This window comes from Planobispora rosea, from assembly GCF_014648175.1.
GTDB lineage: Bacteria > Actinomycetota > Actinomycetes > Streptosporangiales > Streptosporangiaceae > Planobispora > Planobispora rosea.
The window spans coordinates 144,992-166,607 of record NZ_BMQP01000001.1 but is presented as its reverse complement, the minus strand read 5'-3'; the positions used below and the strand labels follow the sequence as shown (position 1 = coordinate 166,607).

Here is a 21,616-nt window from a genome sequence, read left to right as displayed (position 1 = left end):
GGCGCCGGGGACCGCGCTGCCGCGCGGCGTCCCTGTCACCGGGCACTCCACAGCCTCCCATGTTCCCCCGGCGTTCTCCCAACCGGGGAGGCGCTTGGTCCCACCCGAGCGTCACCCTGCGAAGACGGCCAGGGACTTGGCGGTCCCGCCGTGCTCCTCGACCAGGGCGACCAGCGTGCCGTCCGGGCCGAAGACCCCGATCGGGCCCGCGCCCAGGCCCGCCGCGGGCAGCCTCCCGCCGTGCGCGACCCTGCTCGCCTCCTCGGCGGTCACCTCGCGGCGCGGGAACGCCGCCGCGACCGCCTCGGCCATGGGCAGGATCACGCACTCCCGGCCGAGCTCCTCGATCGTGCGGGCCATCGACAGGTCGTAGGGGCCGACCCGGGTGCGCCGCAGGGAGGTCAGGTGACCGCCGACCCCGAGGGACACGCCGAGGTCGCGGGCGAGCGCCCGGATGTAGGTCCCGCTGGAGCAGGTCACCGAGACGTCGAGGTCGAGCAGGTCGCCCTCCCGCCGCAGGCCGGTGACCTCGAATCCGGAGACCGTCACCGGGCGCGCCTGGAGCTCGACCTCCTCGCCGGCCCTGGCCCGCTTGTAGGCCCGCTCGCCGTTCACCTTGATCGCGCTCACCTGCGGCGGGATCTGCATGATCCGGCCGGTCAGGGCCGCGATCCCGGCGCGCACGTCCTCCTCGGCCACCCCGGCCGCCGAGGCCGTCGCGGTGACCTCTCCCTCGGCGTCGTCGGTGTTGGTGGACTGGCCGAGCCGGATCGTGCCGTCGTAGCCCTTCTCGGTGAGCGCCAGGTGACCCAGGAGCCGGGTCGCCTTCTCCACCCCGACCACCAGCACTCCGGTGGCCATCGGGTCCAGGGTCCCGGCGTGACCGACCCTGCGGGTGCCCGCGATGCCGCGGAGCTTGCCGACGACGTCGTGCGAGGTCCACCCGGCGGGCTTGTCCACGATGATCAGGCCGCTCGGTGGCGGGGTGCGCTTGGCGCGGGCCGTGCTCATGGGGAGGTTCCTTCTGCGACGAGGGCGCGCAGGCGCGCCATCGTCTCCTCGACGGGCAGGTGGGAGGTGAAGCCGGCGGCCTTGGCGTGCCCGCCGCCGCCCAGCGCGGCGCACAGGCGCGCGACGTCCGTGCCACCCTTGGACCGGGTGGACACCTGCCAGGCGCCGTCGTCGTCCTCCTTCAGCACCACGGCCACGTCCGCCTCGTCGGCGCGCCGGATCACGTCGATGATCCCCTCGACCGCGTCGTACGGCAGGCCGTGCGCCGCCCGGTCCGTCCGGGTGACGAACGTCCAGACCAGTCCCCCGCCCACCCCGGGCTCCAGGGTCACCCGGTCGAGGACCGCGCCCAGCGTCTTCAGGTAGCCGAACGGCGAGCGGTCCCAGAGCTGCCGGGCGATCTCCTCGGTGTTCAGGCCGGTGGACACCAGCCGGGCGGCCATGCGGTGCGCGGCGGGGGTGGTCGAGGAGTGCCGGAAGGAGCCGGTGTCGGTGACCAGGCCGGTGTACAGGCAGGTGGCGATGGCCTCGTCGATCGGCAGGCCGAGCCGGTGCAGCAGTTTCTCCACGAGTGTGGTGGTGGAGGCGGCGGCGGGGTCGACCAGGTTGACCGTGCCGAACCCCGGGTTGGACGGGTGGTGGTCCACCACGACCAGTTCGCGGGCCTTGCCGGCGTTCTCGGTCAGCAGGCCGAGCCGGTCGGCGACGGCCGCGTCGAAAGTGACCATCAGGTCGGGCGCGGCCGGGTAGGCGCCCGGTTCGACCAGCAGATCCTGACCGGGCAGGAAGCGCAGCAGCCGGGGCACCTCGAACCGGCGGTCGCCGAAGGAGGCCGTCACCCGCTTGCCTGCCGCGCGCAGCGCCAGACCGGCCGCCAGCATCGACCCGAGGGCGTCGCCGTCCGGCGCGACGTGGCAGGCCAGGGCGATCTCGTCGGTGGAGAGGATCAGTTCGGCGGCCCGGTCCCAGTCGCCGTCCGGCACCGGGCCACCGTCGCACAGGTCGGGCGTCACGTCGCCGAGTGTCCCGCGCGGTCCGACGACTCGTCCGCGCTTTCGGGGGATTCGCCGTCTTCGCCGTCCTCGTCCTCGTCGGGCCTGCGGTACGGGTCGGCCTCGCCGGCGTACTGGGCGCTCTCGGCCTTCCTGGCGATCTCCTCGTCCCTGGCCCGGGCCTCGGCGAGCAGATCGTCGATGTGCCGGGCGCTGTCGGGGAGCGGGTCGTGCGTGAACGTCAGCGTCGGCGTGTGGCGCAGGCCGGTCTGACGGCCCACCTCCGAGCGGATGAGCCCCTTGGCGCTCTCCAGCGCCGCCGCGGAGTCGGCCCGCTCGGCCTCGGAGCCGAACACGGTGTAGAACACCGTGGCGTCGCTGAGGTCGGCGGTGATGCGGGCGTCGGTGATGGTGACGAAGCCCAGCCTCGGATCCTTGATCCGGCGCTCCAGCAGCTCGGCCACGATCTGCCGGATACGGTCAGCGATCTTGCGTGCGCGTGCGGCGTCCACCATTTCCGCTTCCCCCCTTCTCGTACGGCCGGCGGTCGCGGAGCGCGGCTCCGCGACCGGCCCGGCCGTTTCTCGTCCTCGTCAGTCCTCGTCGTCGCCGTAGAGCCGCCGCCTGGCCGACAGCAGCTCGATCTCCGGGCGGCCGGCGACCAGGCGCTCGCAGTCGTCCAGCACCTGCCCGCAGTTGGAGGCGGTGGCGGAGACGACGGCGATTCCGATCTCCGTGCGGCGGTGCAGGTCGAGGTGGCCGGTCTCGCCGACCGCTACCCCCGGAAACCGCCGCTGCACCTCGGCGACGATGGGACGTACCACGGAGCGCTTCTGCTTCAGTGAACGCACGTCACCGAGCAGGATGTCCAATGTCAGGGCACCTACGTACATGGCCGGTTCACCACGCGTGCCGGCCCCGGCCCCGCCCGGTGCGGCGGTGCGCACCGGGCGGGGCGGGAGCGGGCATCAGTCGCGCGGCTTCTCCCGCATCTCGAACGTCTCGATGACGTCGTCGATCTGGAGGTCGTTGTATCCGACGCCGATACCGCACTCGAAGCCCTCGCGGACCTCGGTCGCGTCGTCCTTGAAGCGACGCAGCGACGACACGGTGAGGTTGTCGGAGATCACGACACCGCCACGGATGATCCGCGCCTTGCTGTTGCGGACGATCACACCCGAGCGGACCAGCGCACCGGCGATGTTGCCGATCTTCGGCACCTTGAAGACCTCGCGGACTTCGGCGGTGCCCATCTGGACCTCTTCGAACTCGGGCTTGAGCATGCCCTTGAGGGCCGCCTCGATCTCCTCGATCGCCTGGTAGATGACCGAGTAGTAGCGGATGTCGACGCCCTCGCGCTCGGCCAGGTCGCGTGCCCGGACCTCGGGACGCACGTTGAAGCCGATGATGACGGCGTTGTCGTCGGCCACGGCCAGGTTGACGTCGTACTCGGTGATGGCGCCGACCGCGCGGTGGAGCACCCGCAGGCGCACCTCCTCGCCGACGTCGATCTTGAGCAGCGCGTCCTCCAGGGCCTCGACCGAACCGGAGACGTCACCCTTGATGATGAGCTTGAGCTCGTCGACCTGGCCCTTCTCCATCTCGCTGAAGAGCTCTTCGAGGGTGCGGCGCCGGCCGGACTTGGCCATGTCCGCGATGCGCTTGCGGGCGGCACGCTGCTGGGCGATCTGGCGCGCCATCCGGTCGTCGGTGACGACGATGAAGTTGTCACCGGCGCCGGGCACCGCGGTCAGACCGAGCACCAGCACCGGACGCGACGGGTCGGCCTCGTCGATCGACTCGCCGTTGTCGTCCAGCATCGCCCGGACGCGGCCGAAGGCCTCGCCACAGACGATCGAGTCGCCGACCCGGAGCGTGCCGCGCTGGACCAGCACGGTCGCGACCGGACCGCGGCCCTTGTCGAGGTGGGCCTCGATGGCCACGCCCTGGGCGTCCATCGTCGGGTTCGCCCGCAGGTCGAGCTCGGCGTCCGCGGTGAGCAGGACCGCCTCGAGCAGGTTCTCGATGCCGATGTCGTTCTTGGCGGAGATGTCGACGAACAGCGTGCTGCCGCCGTACTCCTCGGCGATGAGACCGTACTCGGTGAGCTGGGCGCGGACCTTGTTCGGGTCGGCGCCCTCCTTGTCGATCTTGTTGACCGCGACCACGATCGGCACGTCCGCCGCCTGGGCGTGGTTCAGCGCCTCGATGGTCTGCGGCTTCACACCGTCGTCGGCCGCGACCACCAGGATGGCGATGTCGGTGACCTTGGCACCGCGGGCACGCATGGCGGTGAACGCCTCGTGACCCGGGGTGTCGATGAAGGTGATCCGCCGCTGCTCGCCCTCGTGCTCGGTGGCGATCTGGTAGGCACCGATGTGCTGGGTGATGCCACCGGCCTCGCGGGCCACCACGTTGGTCTTGCGGATGGCGTCGAGCAGCCTGGTCTTACCGTGGTCGACGTGACCCATGACGGTCACCACCGGCGGGCGCGCGACCAGGTCGGCCTCGTCGCCCTCGTCCTCGCCGAACTCGATGTCGAAGGACTCGAGAAGCTCGCGGTCCTCCTCCTCCGGGCTGACCACCAGGAGGTTGTAGTCGAGCTCCGCGGCCAGCAGCTGCAGCGTCTCCTCGTTGACCGACTGCGTGGCGGTCACCATCTCGCCGAGGTGCAGCATGATCTGCACCAGCGACGCGGGGTTGGCGCCGATCTTGTCGGCGAAGTCCGCCAGCGAAGCGCCGCGCGGCAGGCGGACCGTCTGGCCGCCACCGCGGGGAACCTGCACGCCGCCGATCGCCGGCGCCTGCATGTTGTCGAACTCCTGGCGCCTCTGGCGCTTGGACTTGCGGCCACGGGCCGGACGTCCGCCGGGACGGCCGAAGGCGCCCGCCGTACCGCCGCCGCGGCCACGGCCGCCGCCACCGGGACGACCGGCGAAACCGCCGCCGCCGCCACCGCCGCCGGGACCGCCGGTCCCGGTTCCGGGACGACCGGCACCGCCACCGGGACGACCGGCGAAACCGCCGCCACCGGGACGACCGGCACCGCCACCCGGGCGACCGGCACCGCCGCCGGGACGACCCGCGCCGCCACCGGGACGACCGGCACCGCCGCCCGGACCGGCCGGACGGCCCTGGGGCATCATCATCGGGCTGGGACGGGGACCGCCGGGACGCGGACCGGCGACACCGCCGGTGCCTCCCGGACGCGGACCACCCGCACCGGGCCCCGGACGCGGACCGGCCGCACCGGGCGGGCCGGGACGCGGGCCGCCGGGACGCGGCGCGGCGCCGTCACGCGGCGCGCGCTCCTCGCGCGGGCCTCGGTCCTCACGCGGGCCGGGACGCGGACCGCGCTCTCCGGGACCCGAGGGCCCGCCCGGCCGCGGCGGACGGGCCTGGCCCATGCCGCTGGCGGTCGAGGAGAACGGGTTGTTGCCCGGACGCGGGCCGCGCGGACCCGGACGCGGACCCGGCTTCGGCGCACCGGCGCCGGCACCCGGACGGGGACCCGAGGGGGCCGCCGGACGGGCGTCCGGACGCGGCGCCTCGGGACGGCCGCCCTGAGCCGGACGGGGCCCCGGACGCGGACCCGGCTTCGGCGCACCGGCGCCGGGGCCTCCGCCACCCGGACGGGGACCCGGAGGGGTCGCCGGGCGCGGCGCCTCGAAGCGCGGCGGCTGGACCGCCGGAGGCTGCTGCGGCGCCGGAGGCTCCTGGGCCTGCGGCTGCTGGGCCTGCGGCGCGGGGGCCGCGGGACGCGGAGCCGGGCCGGGCCTGGGACCCGGCTTGGGAACGGGCCCCGGCTTCGGGGCGGTCGGCGCCGGAGCGCCGTTGGCGGCCTGGCCGCCGGCCGGCTGCGGAGCCGGCCTGGGCGTCCTGCCGCCCTTGTCGGACGAGCCCTTCGGGGACCCGCCCAAAGCTTCAGTGAGCCTGCGGACTACCGGTGCTTCGATAGTCGAGGACGCCGAACGCACGAACTCGCCCATCTCCTGGAGCTTGGCCATGACGACCTTGCTCTCCACACCGAACTCCTTGGCGAGCTCGTATACCCGGACCTTCGCCACTGCACTCCCTTACTCGGCCCGGGAGGCAGTGCCGCCGGACCGTCGTTACGTAGATGTGTTCATCGCCGCATGCTCATCAGGCGCTCATAGCTATCTGACCAGCCCATCAACTCGGCGTCCTACATGACAGTTGGCAACCATTTCACCCGGTCCTCTCAGCCCGCTGCTCTTTCCACGTGGTCTCGCACCAGCGACAGATCGAGCGGTCCCGCGACGCGAAAAGCGCGCGGAAACGCTCGACGGCGCTCGGCGAGCTGGAGACAGCTCGGGGTGGGATGCAGTGAAGCACCACGCCCCGGGAGCCGTCGTCGCAGGTCGGGGACTATGACGCCCTCGACCACCACCAGGCGGAGCAGCTCGGAGGAAACCGTGCGAACCCGGCACCCCACACAGGTTCTCAGCGGGGTGACCTGGCCACCATATTCCAGCTTACCGTGTGGACGCATCTGCGGAACCGGCCGCATCCCCCGCCTGGGTGTCGGGACGGATGTCGATGCGCCATCCGGTGAGGCGCGCGGCCAGCCGGGCGTTCTGCCCTTCCTTGCCGATGGCCAGGGAGAGCTGGTAGTCGGGCACGGTCACGCGCGCGGCGCGACCGGCGAGGTCGATCACCTCGACGCTGGACACCCGCGCGGGCGAGAGGGCGTTGCCCACGAACTCCGCCGGGTTCTCCGACCAGTCGATGATGTCGATCTTCTCGCCGTGCAGTTCGGTCATCACGTTGCGGACCCGCGAGCCCATCGGGCCGATGCAGGCGCCCTTGGCGTTGACACCCGGACGACGGGACCGCACCGCGATCTTGGTCCGGTGCCCGGCCTCGCGCGCCACCGCGGCGATCTCGACCGTACCGTCGCCGATCTCCGGAACCTCCAGCGCGAAGAGCTTCTTCACCAGGCCCGGGTGGGTCCGCGAGAGCGTCACCGACGGGCCCTTGTGGCCCTTCTTGACCTGGACCACGTAGCAGCGGATGCGCTCTCCGTGGACGTACTCCTCGCCGGGGACCTGCTCGTTGTGCGGGAGCACGGCCTCGATCCGGCCCAGGTCCACCAGGACGACCCGGGGGTCCTTGCCCTGCTGGATGACTCCGGCCACGAGCTCGCCCTCGCGGCTGGCGAACTCACCGAAGTTGATCTCGTCCTCGGCGTCCCTGAGCTGCTGCAGGATGACCTGCTTGGCCGTGGTCGCCGCGATGCGGCTGAAGTTGCCCGGGGTGTCGTCGAACTCCCTGAGCACCTCACCGCCCTCACCGATCTCGGCCGCGTAGATGGTCACGTGCCCGGTGCTCCGGTCCAGCTCGGCGCGGGCCTTGGCCGCCGCGCCCTCGGTCCGGAAGTACGCGATCAGCAACGCGTCCTCGATCGCCTTGACGACCAGGTCGAAGGAGATGTCCTTCTCCCGCTCCAGGCTGCGCAGGACGCTCATGTCGATGTCCACGAGGCTTCCCCTTAGCCCTCGTCGCCGTCGTCGCCGTCGTCTCCGGCGTCCTCGCCGTCGTCGTCGGTCTCATCGAACCGGCGGAATTCCACCTGAACCCTGCCTCGGGTCAGGTCCTGATAGTCGACGCGGCGGGACACGCCCTCGACGTCCAGCTCCACGCCGGTCTCGTCGGTGGCGACGATCCGCCCCTCCAGGGAGGTGCCGTCCCTCAGGTCGGCCTTGACCAGTCGCTTCGTCGCCCGGCGCCAGTGGCGCGGCTCGGTGAGCGGTCGGTCGACCCCGGGGGAGGAGACCTCCAACACGTACGGTGCGGCGCCCATCGCGTCATCGGCGTCGAGGGCGGCGGAGACGGCGAGGCTGACCTCTGCGACGTCGTCCAGGCTCACGCCGCCGTCACGGTCGACGACGACGCGCAGCAACCGCCGCTTGCCCGCCGGGGTGACCGTGACGTCCTCCAGGTCGAGCCCCTCGGCTGCGACGACGGGCTCCAGAAGCTTCATCAGGCGGTCGCGGGGTGTGGCGCTGCCCATGCCGACCTCCCATTGTCACGATCTCAGGTGGGCGGACCTCGCCCACGCGACTCACCAGCCTATCCACACCAGGGCGTAGAAAGAGCGCCACACCGTGTGGTGGACCGCCCGAGGGGCGCGGTGGCTGTCATTGTGAGCCCGTACGATGCTAGTGCCGTCAGCAGCCCGCCCCGAACCGGAGGTCGTCCGTGCGTTCCATCTCCCGGCGCGCCCTGCTGGGGGGCGGCGCCCTCGGAGCTGCCGCCGCGATGGTCCCGGGATGCGCCGCCGAGCGGCCGGAGCCGGTCGCGACCGCGCCGCCGGATCCGGAGACCGTCCTGATCAGGCAGCTGATCGAGGACAAGGAGCGGACGATCGCGCGTTACGCGGCGGCGACGTCGAGCAGGCTCGTCCCCTTCCGGGAACGGCACGAGGCCCACCTCGCCGAGCTCCGCCGCCGTCTGCCCGCCGGTCCCGCCCCGGTCGCTCCTGCGCCGTCCGCTCCGGTCACTCCCGCGCCGTCCTCCACGGCCGCCCCGGAGCCGAAGGTCTCCCTGCGGAGCCTGCGCGATCTCGAAAAGAAGGCGGCGGCACTGCGCGCGCGGCAGCTCGCGGACGCCTCTCCCGCGCTGGCCCAGCTGATCGCCTCCATCGGCGCCTGCGAGGCCGCGCACGCCGCGGCCCTGGCGAGGCTCCTGTGACGGCCGACCAGGGGCTCGGCACGGCCCTGGCGGCCGAGCACGCCGCCGTCCACGCCTACGGGGTCATCGCCGCCAGGACCACGGGGAGGTTGCGGGCCACCGCGACGAGCGCGTTCACCGCCCACCGGGCCCGCCGCGACCAGCTCCGCTCCCTGATCACCGCTCGCGGCGGCACCCCGGCCGAACCGGAGGCGAGCTACGCCCTGCCGGTGATCCCCTCCACCGCGGCCCAGGCCGTGGAGCTGGCGGTGCTCGTCGAGCGCGGGGTGACGGCGGCCTACCTGGAACTGACCGCCACGGACGACGCGGCGCTGCGCCGCCTGGCGGCGCTGGCCATGCAGGAGTGCGTCACCCGCTCGTACGGCCTGCGCCCGGTCATCGACGCCTTCCCCGGCATGCCCGCGTCTCCGGCGCCCTCGGGCGCGACCCCGACGCCGACCCCGTCCTCCTGAACGCGAGGGGCATTTAACCCGGTTTACCCATGTTTTAAGGGTTCCTGATGGGTAGCTGAATTCCGCAATCCACCAAGGAGTCGTGATCATGGGCTGGAGTTACAGAAAGTCGATCAAGCTGGGACCGTTCCGTCTCAACCTGTCCCGCGGCGGCGTGGGGCACAGCTGGGGCAACCGCGCTTTCCGCGTGACCAGGACGGCCGACGGCCGCAAGACGCTCAACGTGAACCTCCCCGGCGGCTTCCACTGGCGCAAGACCCTGGGCAGCAGTTCCCGGCGCTGACCACGGCGGCTCCCTGAGCCCGGTCCGGAACCCCTCCCGGGCGCCGGTCGTTGTCCTGATGACGCACCACGTTTCGGGGAGGCACCATGGGCTGGCATTACAGGAAGTCGATCAAGCTGGGGCCGTTCCGTCTCAACCTGTCCCGGCACGGGATCGGTCAGAGTTTCGGCAACCGGCGGTTCCACGTCAGCAGGACCCCGGACGGCCGCGCGTACGTGACGGTGAATCTTCCCGGCGGTCTTCACGTGAGCAAGGCCATCGGCAAGCGCTCCCGCTACCACCGTCACTGACCCGCTGCCACCGTCACTGAAACGAGCGCTCACACCGCAAGAGTGTGCCCGGGGCTCCCCGCCGTGGCGGGGAGCCCCGGGCATGTCCCGGGCCGGACGCCGGGCCCGCGTCAGGAGCGGAACCCGGCTCCGGGAGAGAGCCCCGGACTCAGAAGCGGAACCCGGCGACCAGGGAGCGCAGCCGCTCCGAGACCTCCGCCAGCTCGCCCGCGGCCCGCCGCGACTCCTCGACCGACTGGGTCGTGGTCTTGGCGACGGATGCCACCCCGGTGATGTTCTCCGCGATCTGCCCCGACCCGGCGGCCGCCTCGGCGACGCTGCGGTTCATCTCGTTCACCGTCGCGGTCTGCTCCTCGACGGCGGCGGCGATGGTCGTCTGGTAGTCGTTGATCTGGGCGATGACGCCCGCCACGTCCGCGATCGCCTGGACGGCCCCGGCGGTGTCGGCCTGGATGGTCTCGACCCGGCGCGCGATGTCCTCGGTCGCCCGTGCGGTCTCCTGGGCCAGGTCCTTGACCTCGCCGGCGACGACCGCGAAGCCCTTGCCGGACTCCCCGGCCCGGGCGGCCTCGATGGTGGCGTTCAGGGCCAGCAGGTTGGTCTGCTCGGCGATCGAGGTGATCACCTTGACCACGTCACCGATCATCCGGCTGGACTCGCCCAGCCGCGTCACGCTCGCGGTGGTCGTCTCCACCGCGGTCACCGCGCGGCCGGCGACCGTCGCCGCCTCGCTGGCGCTGTGCGCGATCTCCCGGATCGCCGACCCCATCTCCTCCGAACCCGTCGCCACGGTCTGGACGTTGCGGGAGACCTCGTTCGCCGCGGCCGCGACGACGTCGGTCTGGGCCGCGGACTCCACCGCCCCGTTGGCGATCCGGCCCGACAGCGCGCCGATCCGCTGGCTGGTCCCGGCCAGGTCGTCGGCGCTGCGCGTGAAGGCGGACATGACCTCGCCGATCTTCGTCAGAGCGGCGTTCATCGCCTGTCCCATCCGGCCGACCTCGTCGCCGGAGGAGATGTTCACCCGCCGGGTCAGGTCGCCCTCCGCGACGGCGTTCATCACCGAGACCGCCTCGTCCAGGGGCCGCGTGATGCTCCGCGTGATCTTCCAGGCCACGGCGACCGCGATGGCGATCGCCAGGGCGCACACCAGCATCATGACGGTCAGGAAGCCGTCGGCGGTGCTGCGGGCCTCGGCGGTCTCGGCCCGGTTCATCGACTCCTCGAGGTCGATGAGGCGGTTGATCGCCGCGAGCCAGTCGACGAACAGCGGCTTGGCCTGCTCGACCAGGATCTGCGAGGCCTCGTCGGTGTCACCGGCCATGCGCAGGGTGATCACCTCGTCGATCAGCGGCAGGGTCTCCCGCTCGATCCGCTCGATCTCCGCGTGCGCGTCCTTCTCCGCCTGGCCGACCTTGCTCTCGTCGGCGAATATCGCGGTCAGCTTCTCAGCCGAGGCGGCGTAGTCGGCCGCGAGCTTCTCGATGGTCGCGACCTCCGGCTCCGCCTCGGCGGGAGTCTTGGCCATCACGACGTCGCGCAGGCTGATGGCGCGGTCGTGCACGCTCCCGCGGAAGTTGATCGCGTAGCGCTGCTTCACGGCGTTGAGGTCGTTGATGGTGCTCAGCCGGTCGTTGATCTGCTCGACCCGCGTCACCCCGAAAATCGTCGACAACACCATGGTGAGTACGACCACGAAGAAGCCGACGCCCAGCTTGCGGCTGATTGTGAAGTTCGATGTCTTCATTGAAAGTCCTGTTCCGATAAGGGTCCGGCCGGGGACAGGACCCGGAAGGCCCCCTTCCTGTCCGCCTCGACTCCCCGTATCGGAAAACTTTCCGGAAAGCTGAGCCAAAACAGCCGGCCGGTTCCTCCCCGCTCCGTGCAGCCGCTCCGTGCAGCCGCTCCGTGCAGCCGCTCCGCACCCGGGCACGCCGATGAGCGGCCCGCCGTCCCGGCGGGCCGCTCATCTGTCGTTCGGGCGGTGACCGTACGGACCGGTCAGGCGCGGCAGGCGGCCTCGACCCGGTCGGCCGCCTCGGCGATCGGGACCTCCTGCTTGGCCCCGGTGACCCGGTCGCGCAGTTCGGCGACGCCCTGGGCGAGACCCCGGCCGATCACCACGATGGTCGGCATGCCGAGCAGCTCCGCGTCCTTGAACTTCACCCCCGGGGAGACCCCGGCGCGGTCGTCCACCAGGACGCGCACGCCGCGGGCCTGGAGCTCCTCGGCGAGCTGGAGAGCCGCCTCGATCTGGTTCTCCTTGCCGGTGCCCACGATGTGCACGTCGGCCGGGGCGACCTCGCGGGGCCACACCAGGCCCAGCTCGTCGTGCTTCTGCTCGACGAGGACCGCCACCGCCCGCGAGACGCCGATGCCGTACGAGCCCATGGTGATGCGGACCGGCTTGCCGTCCGGGCCGAGGGCGTCGAGCTTGGCGGCGTCGGCGTACTTGCGTCCGAGCTGGAAGATGTGGCCGATCTCGATGCCGCGGTCGATGGAGAGCGGGGAGCCGCACGCGGGGCAGTCGTCCCCGGCGCGGACCTCGGCGGCCTCGATGGTGCCGTCGGCGACGAAGTCGCGCCCGGCGACCACGTTCACGGCGTGCTTGCCGGGCTCGTTGGCGCCGGTGACCCAGGAGGTGCCGGCGACGACCCGGGGGTCGACGAGATAACGGATGCCCAGGCCCTTGAGGACCTGGGGGCCGATGTAGCCGCGCACCAGGCCCGGGTGCCTGGCGAAGTCCTCGGCCTCGAAGATGGCGGGCTCGCCGGGGGCCAGGGAGGCCTCCAGCCGCTTGAAGTCGATCTCGCGGTCGCCGGGCACGCCGATGACCAGGACCTCGGTCTTGTCCGAGCCGGGCGTGGCGACCTTGACCACGACGTTCTTGAGCGTGTCGGCGGCGGTGACGTTCAGGCCGTGGCGCTCGTTGACGTGGGCCACCAGCGACTCGATGGTCGGGGTGTCGGGGGTGTCCAGCACCCGCAGGGCCGGGTGCTCGCCCGCGGGCGCGGCGGGCGCGGGAGTGGTGACCGCCTCGGCGTTGGCCGCGTAGCCGCAGTGGTGGCAGGCCACGAAGGTGTCCTCGCCGGTCGCGGCCGGGGCGAGGAACTCCTCCGACGCCGAGCCGCCCATCGCCCCGGAGGTGGCGAAGCAGATCTTGTAGGTGAGCCCGAGCCGGTCGAAGGTCCGGATGTAGGCCTCGCGGTGCTGCTCGTAGGAGCGCTTGAGGCCGTCGTCGTCCAGGTCGAAGGAGTAGGAGTCCTTCATGACGAACTCCCGGCCGCGCAGGATGCCGGCCCGGGGGCGGGCCTCGTCGCGGTACTTCGTCTGGATCTGGTAGAGGGTCACCGGGTAGTCCTTGTAGGAGGAGTATTCTCCCTTGACCATGTCGGTGAACATCTCTTCGTGGGTGGGACCCAGCAGGTAGTCGGCGCCCTTGCGGTCCTTGAGGCGGAAGAGCGTGTCGCCGTACTCCGTCCAGCGGCCGGTGGCCTCGTAGTACTCCCGGGGCAGGAGCGCGGGGAAGAGCACCTCCTGGGCGCCCATGCGGTTCATCTCCTCGCGCACGATGCGCGTGACGTTCTCCAGGACCAGCTTGCCGAGCGGCAGCCAGGAGTAGACGCCGGGCGCGACGCGGCGGACGTAGCCGGCGCGGACGAGCAGCTTGTGGCTCGGGACCTCCGCGTCTGCCGGGTCGTCCCTCAGCGTTCGAAGAAACAACGACGACATGCGCAGCAGCACGGCTACTCCTCGCTAGCGGGGACGGGCGGGGACGACAGGGATTGCCGCCCTACAGATTGTCGCCCTACAGGTTATCGACTCGGACGGGGCGACCGCCTGCCATTAGGGCGCCGCCCGCCGGGACGGCCGCCGCCGGAGTCCCGTCGTGAACGCCGGACGCTCCTGACGACGTGCGCAAGCGTGCCGAAGGAGGTGAGGGCCAAGAGGGTCAGGTTCAGCTCCATGCCGTCGGCGCCCAGATGGGGGTAGTGGCTCTCCGGCGCGAAGAAGGTCGCGCCCAGCGTGGAGATGACCGGGCCGAGCGCGGCCAGCGCGCTGCCCAGCACCGCCCAGCCGAACCCGGCGGCGGTCCACCCCACGAGGGCCGTCAGCAGCAGGTGGGCGTAGGGGTCGTAGACGGCGTGCAGCGCGTCCGCCCGGTGCGAGAGCACCTCGCCCAGGGCGCCGACCGCCAGCCCCCCGACGAGCGAGAGCACCATGTGGCGCAGGATCGCCCGCTCCCTGCGTTCCCCCGCAAGGAAGTCAAGCGTGTCGTTCTGTCCAACCAAAGCCGCCGATCCCCCGATTCGCATCCGACTGTGGCCACCCGGAGCATATATGACCTGCAAAGATGCACAAAAATATTCAAATCACCCAAAACAAGCTAGCGCTTGGTTATCATCTCTCCGTGGACCCCGCCGACATGAGCCTCACCGAGGAGCAGGCCGCCCTCCGCGACGCCGTCCGCTCCTTCCTGGCCGAACGCCCGGACGCGCCCTGGGGCCGGTTCGCCGCCGAGCTCGGGGTGGCGGGCCTCGCCGTTCCCGAGGAGTACGGCGGAGCGGGCTGCGGCATGGCGGAGGTCGCCGTCGTCTGCGAGGAACTGGGCCGCGCGCTGACGCCGTACCCCTACCTGCCCACCGTCGTGCTCGCCGCCGAGGCGCTCAAGGCGGGCGGCGACCCGGCGGCGATGGCCCGCCTGCTGCCCGGCATCGCCGACGGCTCCCGCACCGCGACCGTCCTGCTCCCCGGCGACGCCGACCTGACGCTGACCGGCGGGCGGCTCACCGGCACCGCCCGCCACGCGCTGGACGCCGAGGTGGTGCTGGCGTTCGCCGGCGGGGAACTGGTCGAGGCCGTCCCCTCCTCCCGCACACCGCACACGACCCTGGACCCGACCCGCCCGCTCGCCACGCTGACCTTCGACGCCGTTCCGGCCCGGCCCGCCGGTGACGGCGCCGCCGCCGCCCGGGTCCGCGACCTGGGGATCACCGGCCTCGCCGCCGAGCAGACCGGCGGCGCCGCGCGCTGCCTGGAGACGGCCACCGCCCACGCGGCCGGGCGCCACCAGTTCGGCCGCCCCATCGGGTCCTTCCAGGCCGTCAAGCACAAGCTCGCCGACATGCTCCTGCTGGTCGAGTCCGCCCGGTCCGCCGCCCTGGCCGCCGCCCGCGCCCTCCCCGGGGACCTCCCCGTCGCCGCCGCCGTCGCCGGCTCCTACTGCACGGAGGCCTATCTCGCCGTCGCCGGCGAGAACATCCAGATCCACGGCGGCACCGGCATCACCTGGGAGCACTCCGCCCACCGCTACTTCAAGCGCGCCACCGCCGACGCCCAGCTCTTCGGCCCGCCCCACGCCCACCGCGCCCGGCTGGCCTCCGCCGCCGGCCTGTGAGGGAACGCCCCGCCGTCCCCGGCGCAGCAGGCGTGCAGGACCTCCTCGGCCGGGAGCGCGCACCGTACCTGCTCGGCCGGCCACGGCCCGTCGCCGTCGCGCCGCGCATGGGCGGCCTCCAGCGCCAGCCGGGTCTTGCCGATGCCGCCCGGCCCGGTGAGCGTCACCAGCCGGTTGCCGGCCAGCATCTCCCAGCCGCGCTCGCTCAGCGGCTGCTCGACGACGTACTTCTCCAGGTCCCCCCACGATCTCGGTGTGCCGGCCCGCGGCCGGCTGCGTGCCGAAGAGGTTCTCCCCGGCCGTCCGGCGCAGCCCTTGCAGCCGGGCCGTCTCCGGTGCCGCGAAGGGTATCTGCGCAACTTGGCGACGTAGGCGTGCAGGGTGGAGGTCAGGGAGGTGTCACCGTCGCCCCAGACGGCGGCGACGATCCCCTCCGCCGACACCGCCTCCCCCCGGGCGGCCAGCAGTACGGCGCCAGCACGGCCCGCTGCTTGGGCCCGCCCAGCACGACTGTCTCCCCGTCGGCCTCGGCCGTCATCGGCCCCGGCACGTTGACGCACAGCGCTACTTTCCACCCCGGTTCGGTCGTTCGCTTTCCCCTGGAAGGGTCGTTCACTTTCCCCTGGAATGGGACGGTAGCGCGGCTACAGACCTATTGAGGTGCGTTTATGTCGTACCGGGCATATGCCGGTTCTGCGGAGAAGAGACGGCCGCGGCGGTCTCAGCCGCCGATGAGGTCCTCCCAGGGGCGCCGGGCGGCCGGGGGGCGGGTGGTGTCGAGGGCGTCGGCCAGGCGCCAGGGGGCGGGGCGGGTGTGCAGGCGGGCGCGGCCGAGGGGGTCGACGGCCCGCAGGACGAAGCGGACGCCCATCACGTCCAGGACGGCGGTCCCGGCGGTGACCGGCCCGGCCGGGGCGACCAGGGGCACGCAGTGGTCCGGCTCGCGGACGTGGGCGGCCAGGGTGTCGGCGACCTCGGAGGCGTACAGGCCCTCGCGCCACTCGATGTGCCAGCCGTGGTCGGCCCCCCGCCACCACGTCAGGTCGGAGCAGGTCCCCATCAGCTCGGCGTCGCAGGCGAGCGCGGCCATCACCCGGCCCAGGGCCTCGAAGCGGCGCGCACCGGCCAGCTGGATCTGGATCTCGTCGGTCGCGATCGTCGCGCGTCCTCTGCGCAGTCCCCTCATGACTGGGAGCGTCCCACCTTCAGGGGGGCACGTCCCCCTCTTTGCCGCTTCTTCGCTCCAGCCTCACCTGAACCCGCCCTCTCGGAGCAGGCGGCCCCGGGGCGGTCGGCTTGTTGCGGTTGCACCCGGCTGGTAATCTCGCCAAGCGAGCGCTTGGTTAAATAAGAGCCCGCGACCGGGGATCGACGTGACACAACGGAGGCGTGGATGACGTCCCTACGGATCAGCCTGGGATACGAACTGGAGGTCCGCGGGCGTTCCCGCGAGGTCGAGCAGCGCGCGTTCCGTAACGTGGTCGACCAGGTGGTCCTGGGCGACCAGCTGGGCTACGACACCGCCTGGTTCGTCGAGCACCACTTCACCCGTGGCTTCTCCCATTCCTCCGCCCCCGACCTGGTCCTGGCGGCCGCCTCCCAGCGGACTGAGCGGATCCACCTGGGTCTCGGCGTGGTCCTGCTGCCCTTCCAGTCCCCGATCCGCACCGCCGAGCGCGTCGCGACACTCGACGTCCTGTCCGGCGGCCGGGTGGAGTTCGGCACCGGCCGGGGCGCGTCCCCGCTGGAGTACCAGGCGTTCCAGCGGCCGTTCGAGAAGTCGCGGCAGATCTGGGAGGACTCCCTGGAGGCGACGCTGGCGATCTGGAACGCCGACGGCGAGCCGGTCAGCCGGTCGAACGAGTTCTTCGAGATCCCCGGCGTCGCGGTCTACCCCCGTCCCGCGCAGGTCCCGCACCCGCCCGTGTGGGTGGCCTCCACCTCCCTGGAGGGCTACCTCGCCGCGGCCAGGCGCGGCTACAACCTGCTCGGCATGACGATGCTCAAGGGCCTCGACGACGTCGCCGAGGACATCGCCCGGTACAAGCGGTGCCTGGCCGACAACGGCTTCGATCCTGAGACCCGGCGGATCGCGCTGATGATCCCCTGGTTCGTGGGGCGGACCCGCGAGGAGGCGATCGAGATCGCCGCCGACCCCGTGCTCTGGTACATCAGGCGCCAGGTCAACCTGGTCACCCCGCCCGACTACTACGACGCCCGGCACGCCACCCACAAGGTCCTCGGCCAGCTCGCCGCCGGCCTGCCGCCGGAGGAGGCCATGGCCACGCTCCGCGAGCACCACATGGTGGTGGTCGACGACGTCGAGGGGTCGCGCAAGGCCGCCGCCCGGATCGCCGAGGCCGGCGCCACCGACCTGATCCTCCAGGCGCAGGTGGGCGGTCTGGCGCACGAGCACGTCTGCGCGTCGATGCGGCTGTTCATGACTGAGGTGATGAAGTGACGACCCCGACCCCGACCCCGACCGCGACCCCGGCGACCTGGCGGACCCGGAGCGACCTGGCCGCCGCGGGCCGTACCGCGACGGGGCTCCTGCTCGTCTCCCCGGACGGCGACAGCGCCGTGCCGGGCGACCCTGCCGGGACGGCCGGAGCCTTCACCGCGGCGCTGCGGGCGGCGGGCGTGGGGCCGTCGGACCGGGTCGTGGTGGCGCTGTCGGGGGACGGCGAGCTGGCCGGGCCGCAGTGGGCGCACGCCGCGGCGGAGGTCGCGGAGGCGGCGGCCTCGGTCGGTCCCCGCGGGCGGCTCCGGCTGCACCACACGCTGGAGACGCTGGGGGCCACGACCCTGGTCATCACACCCACCGGCGCGATGGACCTGCTGGCCCGGCTGCACCTGGAGTTCCTGCTCGACCCGCTGGACCTGGGACTGCGGCGCATCGTGCTGACCGGTGAGATCGCGTCCCGGCGGACCATGGACCACCTCGCCTCCGAGTTCGACGCGCAGGTCACGGAGGTCTACTGCTCCCCGTTCACCGCGGCGCCGCTGGGCTGGAGATCCTCGGAGACGGAACCGCTCACCCCGCTCGCGCCGGGGTCGCTCGCCCTGGCCTCATTGGAGAAGGACGAGCTGCTGACCCCGCCGTACGCCGGGGGGCTGGCCGAGCTGGTCGTCGTCGGCGGTGACGCCGGAGGTGACACCGGCGGCGACACCGTGCTGCGGACCGGGCAGGTGGCCCGGGTGCCCGCCGGGGACGCGATCCCCGCACCCGGGCACACCGTCGGCGACCACGTGCTGGTGCGCGGAGTCTGGCTCTCCCTGGAGCGCGTCCGCAGGGCGATGGGCAGGATCGACGGGGTGTCCGGCTGGGAGCTCGGCGTCTCGCGCCAGGGCACGCTCGACGCCGTCACCTTGACGGTGGCGTTCAACCGGGAAAGTCTCATCGACAACCCCATGTGGAAGTCCCGCATCCAGCAGTCGCTCAAGGCGCTCACCCCGATCACCATCGCCGTCGAGGTCTCCGGGGAGGTCGCGGAGGCGAGCACGCCGGGCACGGTGAACGACGCGCGGGGCCACCACCTGGGCAGGGACCGCACCGCCATCGCCCGCTGACCTCCCGAAAGGCGCGAGATGGAAGTTCCGGACTGGGGGACCATCCCCCGGATGTTGCGTGACCAGGCCAAGAACCACCCCTCCGACATCGTGGTGGCCGACCGGGAGGTGCGGATCTCCCTCGCCGAGCTGCGCACCCGGGCCGCGTCCGTCGCCCGGGGACTGATGGCCCTGGGTGTGGCGCCCGGCGACCGGGTCGCGATCTGGGGCCTCAACGACCTGCACTGGGTGGTCGCGGCGTTCGGCGTCTGGGACGCCGGGGCGGTGGTGGTGCCGCTGTCGTCGCGGTACAAGGGCATCGAGGCGGCCGGGCTGCTCCGCGCGACCGGGGCGGTCGTGCTGATCACCGGCGAGAGCCTCGACGGTTCCTCCTTCATCGACCTGCTGGCCGACGCGACGGGCGGGCCGGTGGCCGGGCGGCCCTTCGCCGGGCTGCACGACCTGCGGCACGCGGTGGTGCCCGAGGACCGGGAACGGGCGGGGACCCTCCCCCTCTTCCGGCTGCTCTCCGCGGGCTCGCGGGTCTCCCACGCCGAGGTCGAGGAGCGGGCCTGCGCCGTACGGCCCGGCGACCTCTGCGAGATCATGTCCACCTCCGGGACCACCGGGACGCCCAAGGGCGTGATGCTGGAGCACGGGCAGGTCCTGCGCGGCTACTGGGACTGGGCGGAGATCGTCACGCTCGGCCCGGGGGACCGCTACCCGGTCGTCGCGCCGTTCGCCCACGGATTCGGCCTCAACGCCGGGCTGCTCGCCTGCGTGCTGCGCCGCGCCACGATGATGCCCATCCGGGTGTTCAGCCCGGACCTGCTCACCGAGCTGATCAGGGACAGGAGGATCACGATCCTGGCCGGGCCGCCCACCCTGTTCCACCGGATCCTGGACGAGGTCGACACCACCGGCCACACGCTCCGGGTGGCGATCTGCGGCGCGGCCGCGGTCCCCGCCGAGCTGGTTCGCCGGCTGCTGGAGCGGCTCGGCCTGGAACGCATGATCAACGCGTACGGGCTGATGGAGGGCACGGTCGTCTCCATGACCAGGGCGGAGGACCCGGTCGAGGTCATCGCCTCCAGCACCGGCCGCACGGTCCCGGGCGTCGAGGTCAGAATCGTCGACGACGAGGGCGCGGAGGTCCCGGCCGGGGAGCGCGGCGAGATCCTGGTCCGCGGGTACGGCGTCATGCGCGGCTACTGGGGCGAGCCGGCCAGGACCGCCGAGGTGGTCCGCGACGGCTGGCTGCACACCGGCGACATCGGCACCCTCGACCCCGACGGCAACCTCGCGATCGTGGACCGGAAGAAGGAGCTGTTCATCGTCAACGGGTTCAACGTCTCCCCCGCCGAGGTCGAGGGCCTGCTGCTGCGGGAGGGCTCGCTGGCCCAGGCGGCGGTGGTCGGGGTGCCGGACGCGCGCCGCGGCGAGGTGGGCTGGGCGTTCGTGGTGCCCCGCCAGGAAGCCGCCGCCGACCCGGAGAAGCTCCCGGAGAAGATCATCGCCTGGGCCCGGGAGAACATGTCCGGCTACAAGGTCCCCGCGCATGTGGTCGTGGTGGACTCCCTCCCCGTGAACGCCAACGGAAAAATAGACAAGCAGGCATTGAGGGAACGGACCGCCATATAGGCAATCACAGGAGTACGTTGGAGATGGCCGCCTTCACCGGAGGGAGCCCGCCGATGCTCCGACTGCTCTCCGGGGAGGCCGCACGCAGGTTCGGGGGACGCGCCGCGGTCGACTCCGGTTCCCTCGTCCTCTCCTTCGCCGAGCTCGATCGCCTCTCCGACGGAGTGGCCGCCGGGCTCGCCCACCGGGGTGTGCGGATGGGCGACCTGGTGGTGCTCGCCCTCCCCGACGGGCCCGAGTTCCCGATCTGCTACCTGGCCGCGGCCAAGGTCGGCGCGGTCACCGCGGGACTCCGCCCCGACCGGCCGGTCCCGCCGGCCCGCCTCGACCCGGCGCTGGTGGTCACCGGTCCCGGGACCGCGCCGCCCGGACTGGAGGTGGTCACCCTCCCCCTGGGCGACCGCCCGCCCGGGCGCAGGCCGTACGACCCCCGGCGGCTGGGGAGCCTGTACCGGTCCGAACCGCCGCCCCCGCCGCTGCCTCCCGACCCGCGGCGGCCGGTGGCCGTGGTGTTCACCCGGGGGGCAGCGCGCGGCGCGGACGGCGAGGCGTCCCCGCGGGGCGCGGTGTTCTCCGCCGGGCGGCTGGAGGCGGTCCGCGCGCACGGGGCCGGGCTGCGCTGGGGCACCGGCGAGGCGCGGCTGCTGTCCCGCCCCCTGGGGCACCTGACGTTCATGACCAGGCTCCCGGTCTTCCTGCAGACCGGGCGGACCGCGCTCGTGCTGCCGCGCTGGGAGCCGGAGGCGGTGCTGCGGATCCTGACCGAGCAGCGGCTCGGTGTGCTGCAGGGCACCCCGGAGCAACTGGCGGAGCTGCTGTCCCACGGGGGCGGGGCGGGCGGGGAGCGGGTGCGGCTGCCGTACCTCCGGATGGTCCTGTCCAGCGGCGGCGCGCCGGCCGCGGAGCTGGTCCGGGCGCTGCGGGAGAGGTTCGGCGTGCCGGTCTGCAACCGCTACCTGTGCACCGAGGCCGGGCTGGGCCTGGGCACCCGGCCCGAGGACCCGCCGCAGGACGCCGAGCACACGGTGGGCCGCCCGCGCGGCGGGGTGAGCGTCGCGCTGCGGGACCCCTCCGGACGGGCGCTGCCGCCGGGCGAGATCGGTGAGGTGCTGCTCCGGTCGGAGGCGGTGACCGACGGGTACTACCGGGACGCCCGGGCGAGTGCGAGGCTCTTCACCCGGGATGGTTTCGTGCGCACCGGAGATATGGGATACCTCGATCATGTCGGCCGGTTGAGTCTGGTGGGGCGTGCCGCGGTTGGTGCACAATCGCGGGCATAACCTCTG

22 protein-coding genes are annotated in these 21,616 nt (G+C 72.6%); 9 read left to right on the top strand and 13 right to left on the bottom strand.

The genetic code is table 11. From position 1 onward, the window contains the following. Positions 1-111 precede the first annotated feature (111 nt). From truB to rimP, 8 genes are all read right to left on the bottom strand, one after another. On the bottom strand, positions 112-1,011 hold the full coding sequence (truB, locus tag IEZ08_RS00700) for a tRNA pseudouridine(55) synthase TruB (protein WP_068921958.1): 900 nt from the start codon (positions 1,009-1,011) through the stop codon (positions 112-114). Then, positions 1,008-2,024, bottom strand: a complete 1,017-nt coding sequence (locus tag IEZ08_RS00695) for a DHH family phosphoesterase (RefSeq protein WP_068921957.1) — start codon at positions 2,022-2,024, stop codon at positions 1,008-1,010. Before IEZ08_RS00695 ends, truB begins: the two co-directional genes overlap by 4 nt. Further along, the gene (gene rbfA, locus IEZ08_RS00690; protein ID WP_068921956.1) at positions 2,021-2,518 is read right to left on the bottom strand and encodes a 30S ribosome-binding factor RbfA; all 498 of its coding nucleotides are present in this window, start codon (positions 2,516-2,518) and stop codon (positions 2,021-2,023) included. The genes IEZ08_RS00695 and rbfA overlap by 4 nt, the downstream gene beginning before the upstream one ends. Before the next feature lie 78 nt (positions 2,519-2,596). Then, positions 2,597-2,896, bottom strand: coding sequence for a DUF503 domain-containing protein (locus tag IEZ08_RS00685; RefSeq protein ID WP_068921955.1), 300 nt, complete (start codon positions 2,894-2,896; stop codon positions 2,597-2,599). Positions 2,897-2,971: 75 nt separating this feature from the next. Next, positions 2,972-6,070 (bottom strand): translation initiation factor IF-2, encoded by a 3,099-nt coding sequence (gene infB / locus IEZ08_RS00680; RefSeq protein ID WP_189241447.1) that lies wholly within the window; start codon positions 6,068-6,070, stop codon positions 2,972-2,974. 155 nt (positions 6,071-6,225) lie between these two features. Continuing rightward, positions 6,226-6,516 carry a YlxR family protein gene (locus IEZ08_RS00675; RefSeq protein WP_084779668.1) on the bottom strand — a complete coding sequence of 97 codons (291 nt, stop codon included), beginning with the start codon at positions 6,514-6,516 and terminating at the stop codon, positions 6,226-6,228. After that, positions 6,500-7,504, bottom strand: a complete 1,005-nt coding sequence (gene nusA, locus IEZ08_RS00670) for a transcription termination factor NusA (protein ID WP_068921953.1) — start codon at positions 7,502-7,504, stop codon at positions 6,500-6,502. Before nusA ends, IEZ08_RS00675 begins: the two co-directional genes overlap by 17 nt. Before the next feature lie 11 nt (positions 7,505-7,515). Further along, positions 7,516-8,037: a ribosome maturation factor RimP gene (gene rimP / locus IEZ08_RS00665; RefSeq protein WP_068921952.1), complete on the bottom strand. Its 522-nt coding sequence runs from the start codon at positions 8,035-8,037 to the stop codon at positions 7,516-7,518. A gap of 188 nt (positions 8,038-8,225) precedes the next feature. Between rimP and IEZ08_RS00660 the strand changes: the two genes are divergently transcribed. The 4 genes from IEZ08_RS00660 to IEZ08_RS00645 all read left to right on the top strand — a co-directional run bounded on the left by IEZ08_RS00660 (position 8,226) and on the right by IEZ08_RS00645 (position 9,742). Then, a complete protein-coding gene (locus IEZ08_RS00660) occupies positions 8,226-8,717 on the top strand; it encodes a hypothetical protein (protein ID WP_068921951.1) in 492 nt (163 codons plus the stop codon). Next, complete coding sequence (locus IEZ08_RS00655; RefSeq protein WP_068921950.1) at positions 8,714-9,169, top strand: ferritin-like domain-containing protein; 456 nt, start codon at positions 8,714-8,716, stop codon at positions 9,167-9,169. Before IEZ08_RS00660 ends, IEZ08_RS00655 begins: the two co-directional genes overlap by 4 nt. A gap of 88 nt (positions 9,170-9,257) precedes the next feature. Beyond that, the gene (locus tag IEZ08_RS00650) at positions 9,258-9,452 is read left to right on the top strand and encodes a DUF4236 domain-containing protein (RefSeq protein WP_068921949.1); all 195 of its coding nucleotides are present in this window, start codon (positions 9,258-9,260) and stop codon (positions 9,450-9,452) included. A gap of 86 nt (positions 9,453-9,538) precedes the next feature. Next, entirely contained in the window at positions 9,539-9,742 is a 204-nt protein-coding gene (locus tag IEZ08_RS00645; RefSeq protein ID WP_068921948.1) for a DUF4236 domain-containing protein, read from the top strand. A gap of 148 nt (positions 9,743-9,890) precedes the next feature. Here IEZ08_RS00645 and IEZ08_RS00640 read toward each other — a convergent pair whose 3' ends face one another. The 3 genes from IEZ08_RS00640 to IEZ08_RS00630 all read right to left on the bottom strand — a co-directional run bounded on the left by IEZ08_RS00640 (position 9,891) and on the right by IEZ08_RS00630 (position 14,034). After that, on the bottom strand, positions 9,891-11,489 hold the full coding sequence (locus IEZ08_RS00640; RefSeq protein ID WP_068921947.1) for a methyl-accepting chemotaxis protein: 1,599 nt from the start codon (positions 11,487-11,489) through the stop codon (positions 9,891-9,893). Between the two features lie 254 nt (positions 11,490-11,743). Continuing rightward, the gene (locus IEZ08_RS00635) at positions 11,744-13,486 is read right to left on the bottom strand and encodes a proline--tRNA ligase (protein WP_084779667.1); all 1,743 of its coding nucleotides are present in this window, start codon (positions 13,484-13,486) and stop codon (positions 11,744-11,746) included. A gap of 71 nt (positions 13,487-13,557) precedes the next feature. Further along, positions 13,558-14,034, bottom strand: a complete 477-nt coding sequence (locus tag IEZ08_RS00630) for a hypothetical protein (protein ID WP_141703685.1) — start codon at positions 14,032-14,034, stop codon at positions 13,558-13,560. 119 nt (positions 14,035-14,153) lie between these two features. Between IEZ08_RS00630 and IEZ08_RS00625 the strand changes: the two genes are divergently transcribed. Further along, positions 14,154-15,140 carry an acyl-CoA dehydrogenase family protein gene (locus IEZ08_RS00625; protein ID WP_307815287.1) on the top strand — a complete coding sequence of 329 codons (987 nt, stop codon included), beginning with the start codon at positions 14,154-14,156 and terminating at the stop codon, positions 15,138-15,140. Here IEZ08_RS00625 and IEZ08_RS00620 read toward each other — a convergent pair. Together IEZ08_RS00620 and IEZ08_RS00615 are read right to left on the bottom strand one after the other, a co-directional pair. Further along, a complete protein-coding gene (locus tag IEZ08_RS00620) occupies positions 15,053-15,583 on the bottom strand; it encodes a hypothetical protein (RefSeq protein WP_068921944.1) in 531 nt (176 codons plus the stop codon). The two genes, IEZ08_RS00625 and IEZ08_RS00620, sit on opposite strands and share 88 nt — an antisense overlap. Before the next feature lie 278 nt (positions 15,584-15,861). Further along, positions 15,862-16,326 carry a hypothetical protein gene (locus IEZ08_RS00615; protein WP_229802825.1) on the bottom strand — a complete coding sequence of 155 codons (465 nt, stop codon included), beginning with the start codon at positions 16,324-16,326 and terminating at the stop codon, positions 15,862-15,864. A gap of 207 nt (positions 16,327-16,533) precedes the next feature. Here IEZ08_RS00615 and IEZ08_RS00610 point away from each other — a divergent pair, with 207 nt between their 5' ends. From IEZ08_RS00610 to IEZ08_RS00595, 4 genes are read left to right on the top strand one after another with little or no spacing between them, the layout of a single operon-like run. Next, complete coding sequence (locus tag IEZ08_RS00610) at positions 16,534-17,601, top strand: LLM class flavin-dependent oxidoreductase (protein ID WP_068921943.1); 1,068 nt, start codon at positions 16,534-16,536, stop codon at positions 17,599-17,601. Further along, positions 17,598-18,710 carry a phenylacetate--CoA ligase family protein gene (locus IEZ08_RS00605; RefSeq protein ID WP_189241446.1) on the top strand — a complete coding sequence of 371 codons (1,113 nt, stop codon included), beginning with the start codon at positions 17,598-17,600 and terminating at the stop codon, positions 18,708-18,710. Before IEZ08_RS00610 ends, IEZ08_RS00605 begins: the two co-directional genes overlap by 4 nt. A gap of 51 nt (positions 18,711-18,761) precedes the next feature. Then, complete coding sequence (locus IEZ08_RS00600) at positions 18,762-20,330, top strand: AMP-binding protein (protein WP_229802824.1); 1,569 nt, start codon at positions 18,762-18,764, stop codon at positions 20,328-20,330. Between the two features lie 53 nt (positions 20,331-20,383). Then, positions 20,384-21,610 (top strand): class I adenylate-forming enzyme family protein, encoded by a 1,227-nt coding sequence (locus IEZ08_RS00595; protein WP_176728413.1) that lies wholly within the window; start codon positions 20,384-20,386, stop codon positions 21,608-21,610. The last annotated feature ends 6 nt before the right edge of the window (positions 21,611-21,616 follow it).

Bases quoted from the DNA above. Each gene is read 5' to 3' on its own strand.
- truB (WP_068921958.1), bottom strand. From the start codon at position 1,011: ATGAGCACGGCCCGCGCCAAGCGCACCCCGCCACCGAGCGGCCTGATC.
- rbfA (WP_068921956.1), bottom strand. From the start codon at position 2,518: ATGGTGGACGCCGCACGCGCACGCAAGATCGCTGACCGTATCCGGCAG.
- IEZ08_RS00685 (WP_068921955.1), bottom strand. From the start codon at position 2,896: ATGTACGTAGGTGCCCTGACATTGGACATCCTGCTCGGTGACGTGCGT.
- IEZ08_RS00675 (WP_084779668.1), bottom strand. From the start codon at position 6,516: ATGCGTCCACACGGTAAGCTGGAATATGGTGGCCAGGTCACCCCGCTG.
- rimP (WP_068921952.1), bottom strand. From the start codon at position 8,037: ATGGGCAGCGCCACACCCCGCGACCGCCTGATGAAGCTTCTGGAGCCC.
- IEZ08_RS00650 (WP_068921949.1), top strand. From the start codon at position 9,258: ATGGGCTGGAGTTACAGAAAGTCGATCAAGCTGGGACCGTTCCGTCTC.
- IEZ08_RS00645 (WP_068921948.1), top strand. From the start codon at position 9,539: ATGGGCTGGCATTACAGGAAGTCGATCAAGCTGGGGCCGTTCCGTCTC.
- IEZ08_RS00640 (WP_068921947.1), bottom strand. From the start codon at position 11,489: ATGAAGACATCGAACTTCACAATCAGCCGCAAGCTGGGCGTCGGCTTC.
- IEZ08_RS00615 (WP_229802825.1), bottom strand. From the start codon at position 16,326: ATGAGGGGACTGCGCAGAGGACGCGCGACGATCGCGACCGACGAGATC.
- IEZ08_RS00610 (WP_068921943.1), top strand. From the start codon at position 16,534: ATGACGTCCCTACGGATCAGCCTGGGATACGAACTGGAGGTCCGCGGG.
- IEZ08_RS00600 (WP_229802824.1), top strand. From the start codon at position 18,762: ATGTTGCGTGACCAGGCCAAGAACCACCCCTCCGACATCGTGGTGGCC.
- IEZ08_RS00595 (WP_176728413.1), top strand. From the start codon at position 20,384: ATGCTCCGACTGCTCTCCGGGGAGGCCGCACGCAGGTTCGGGGGACGC.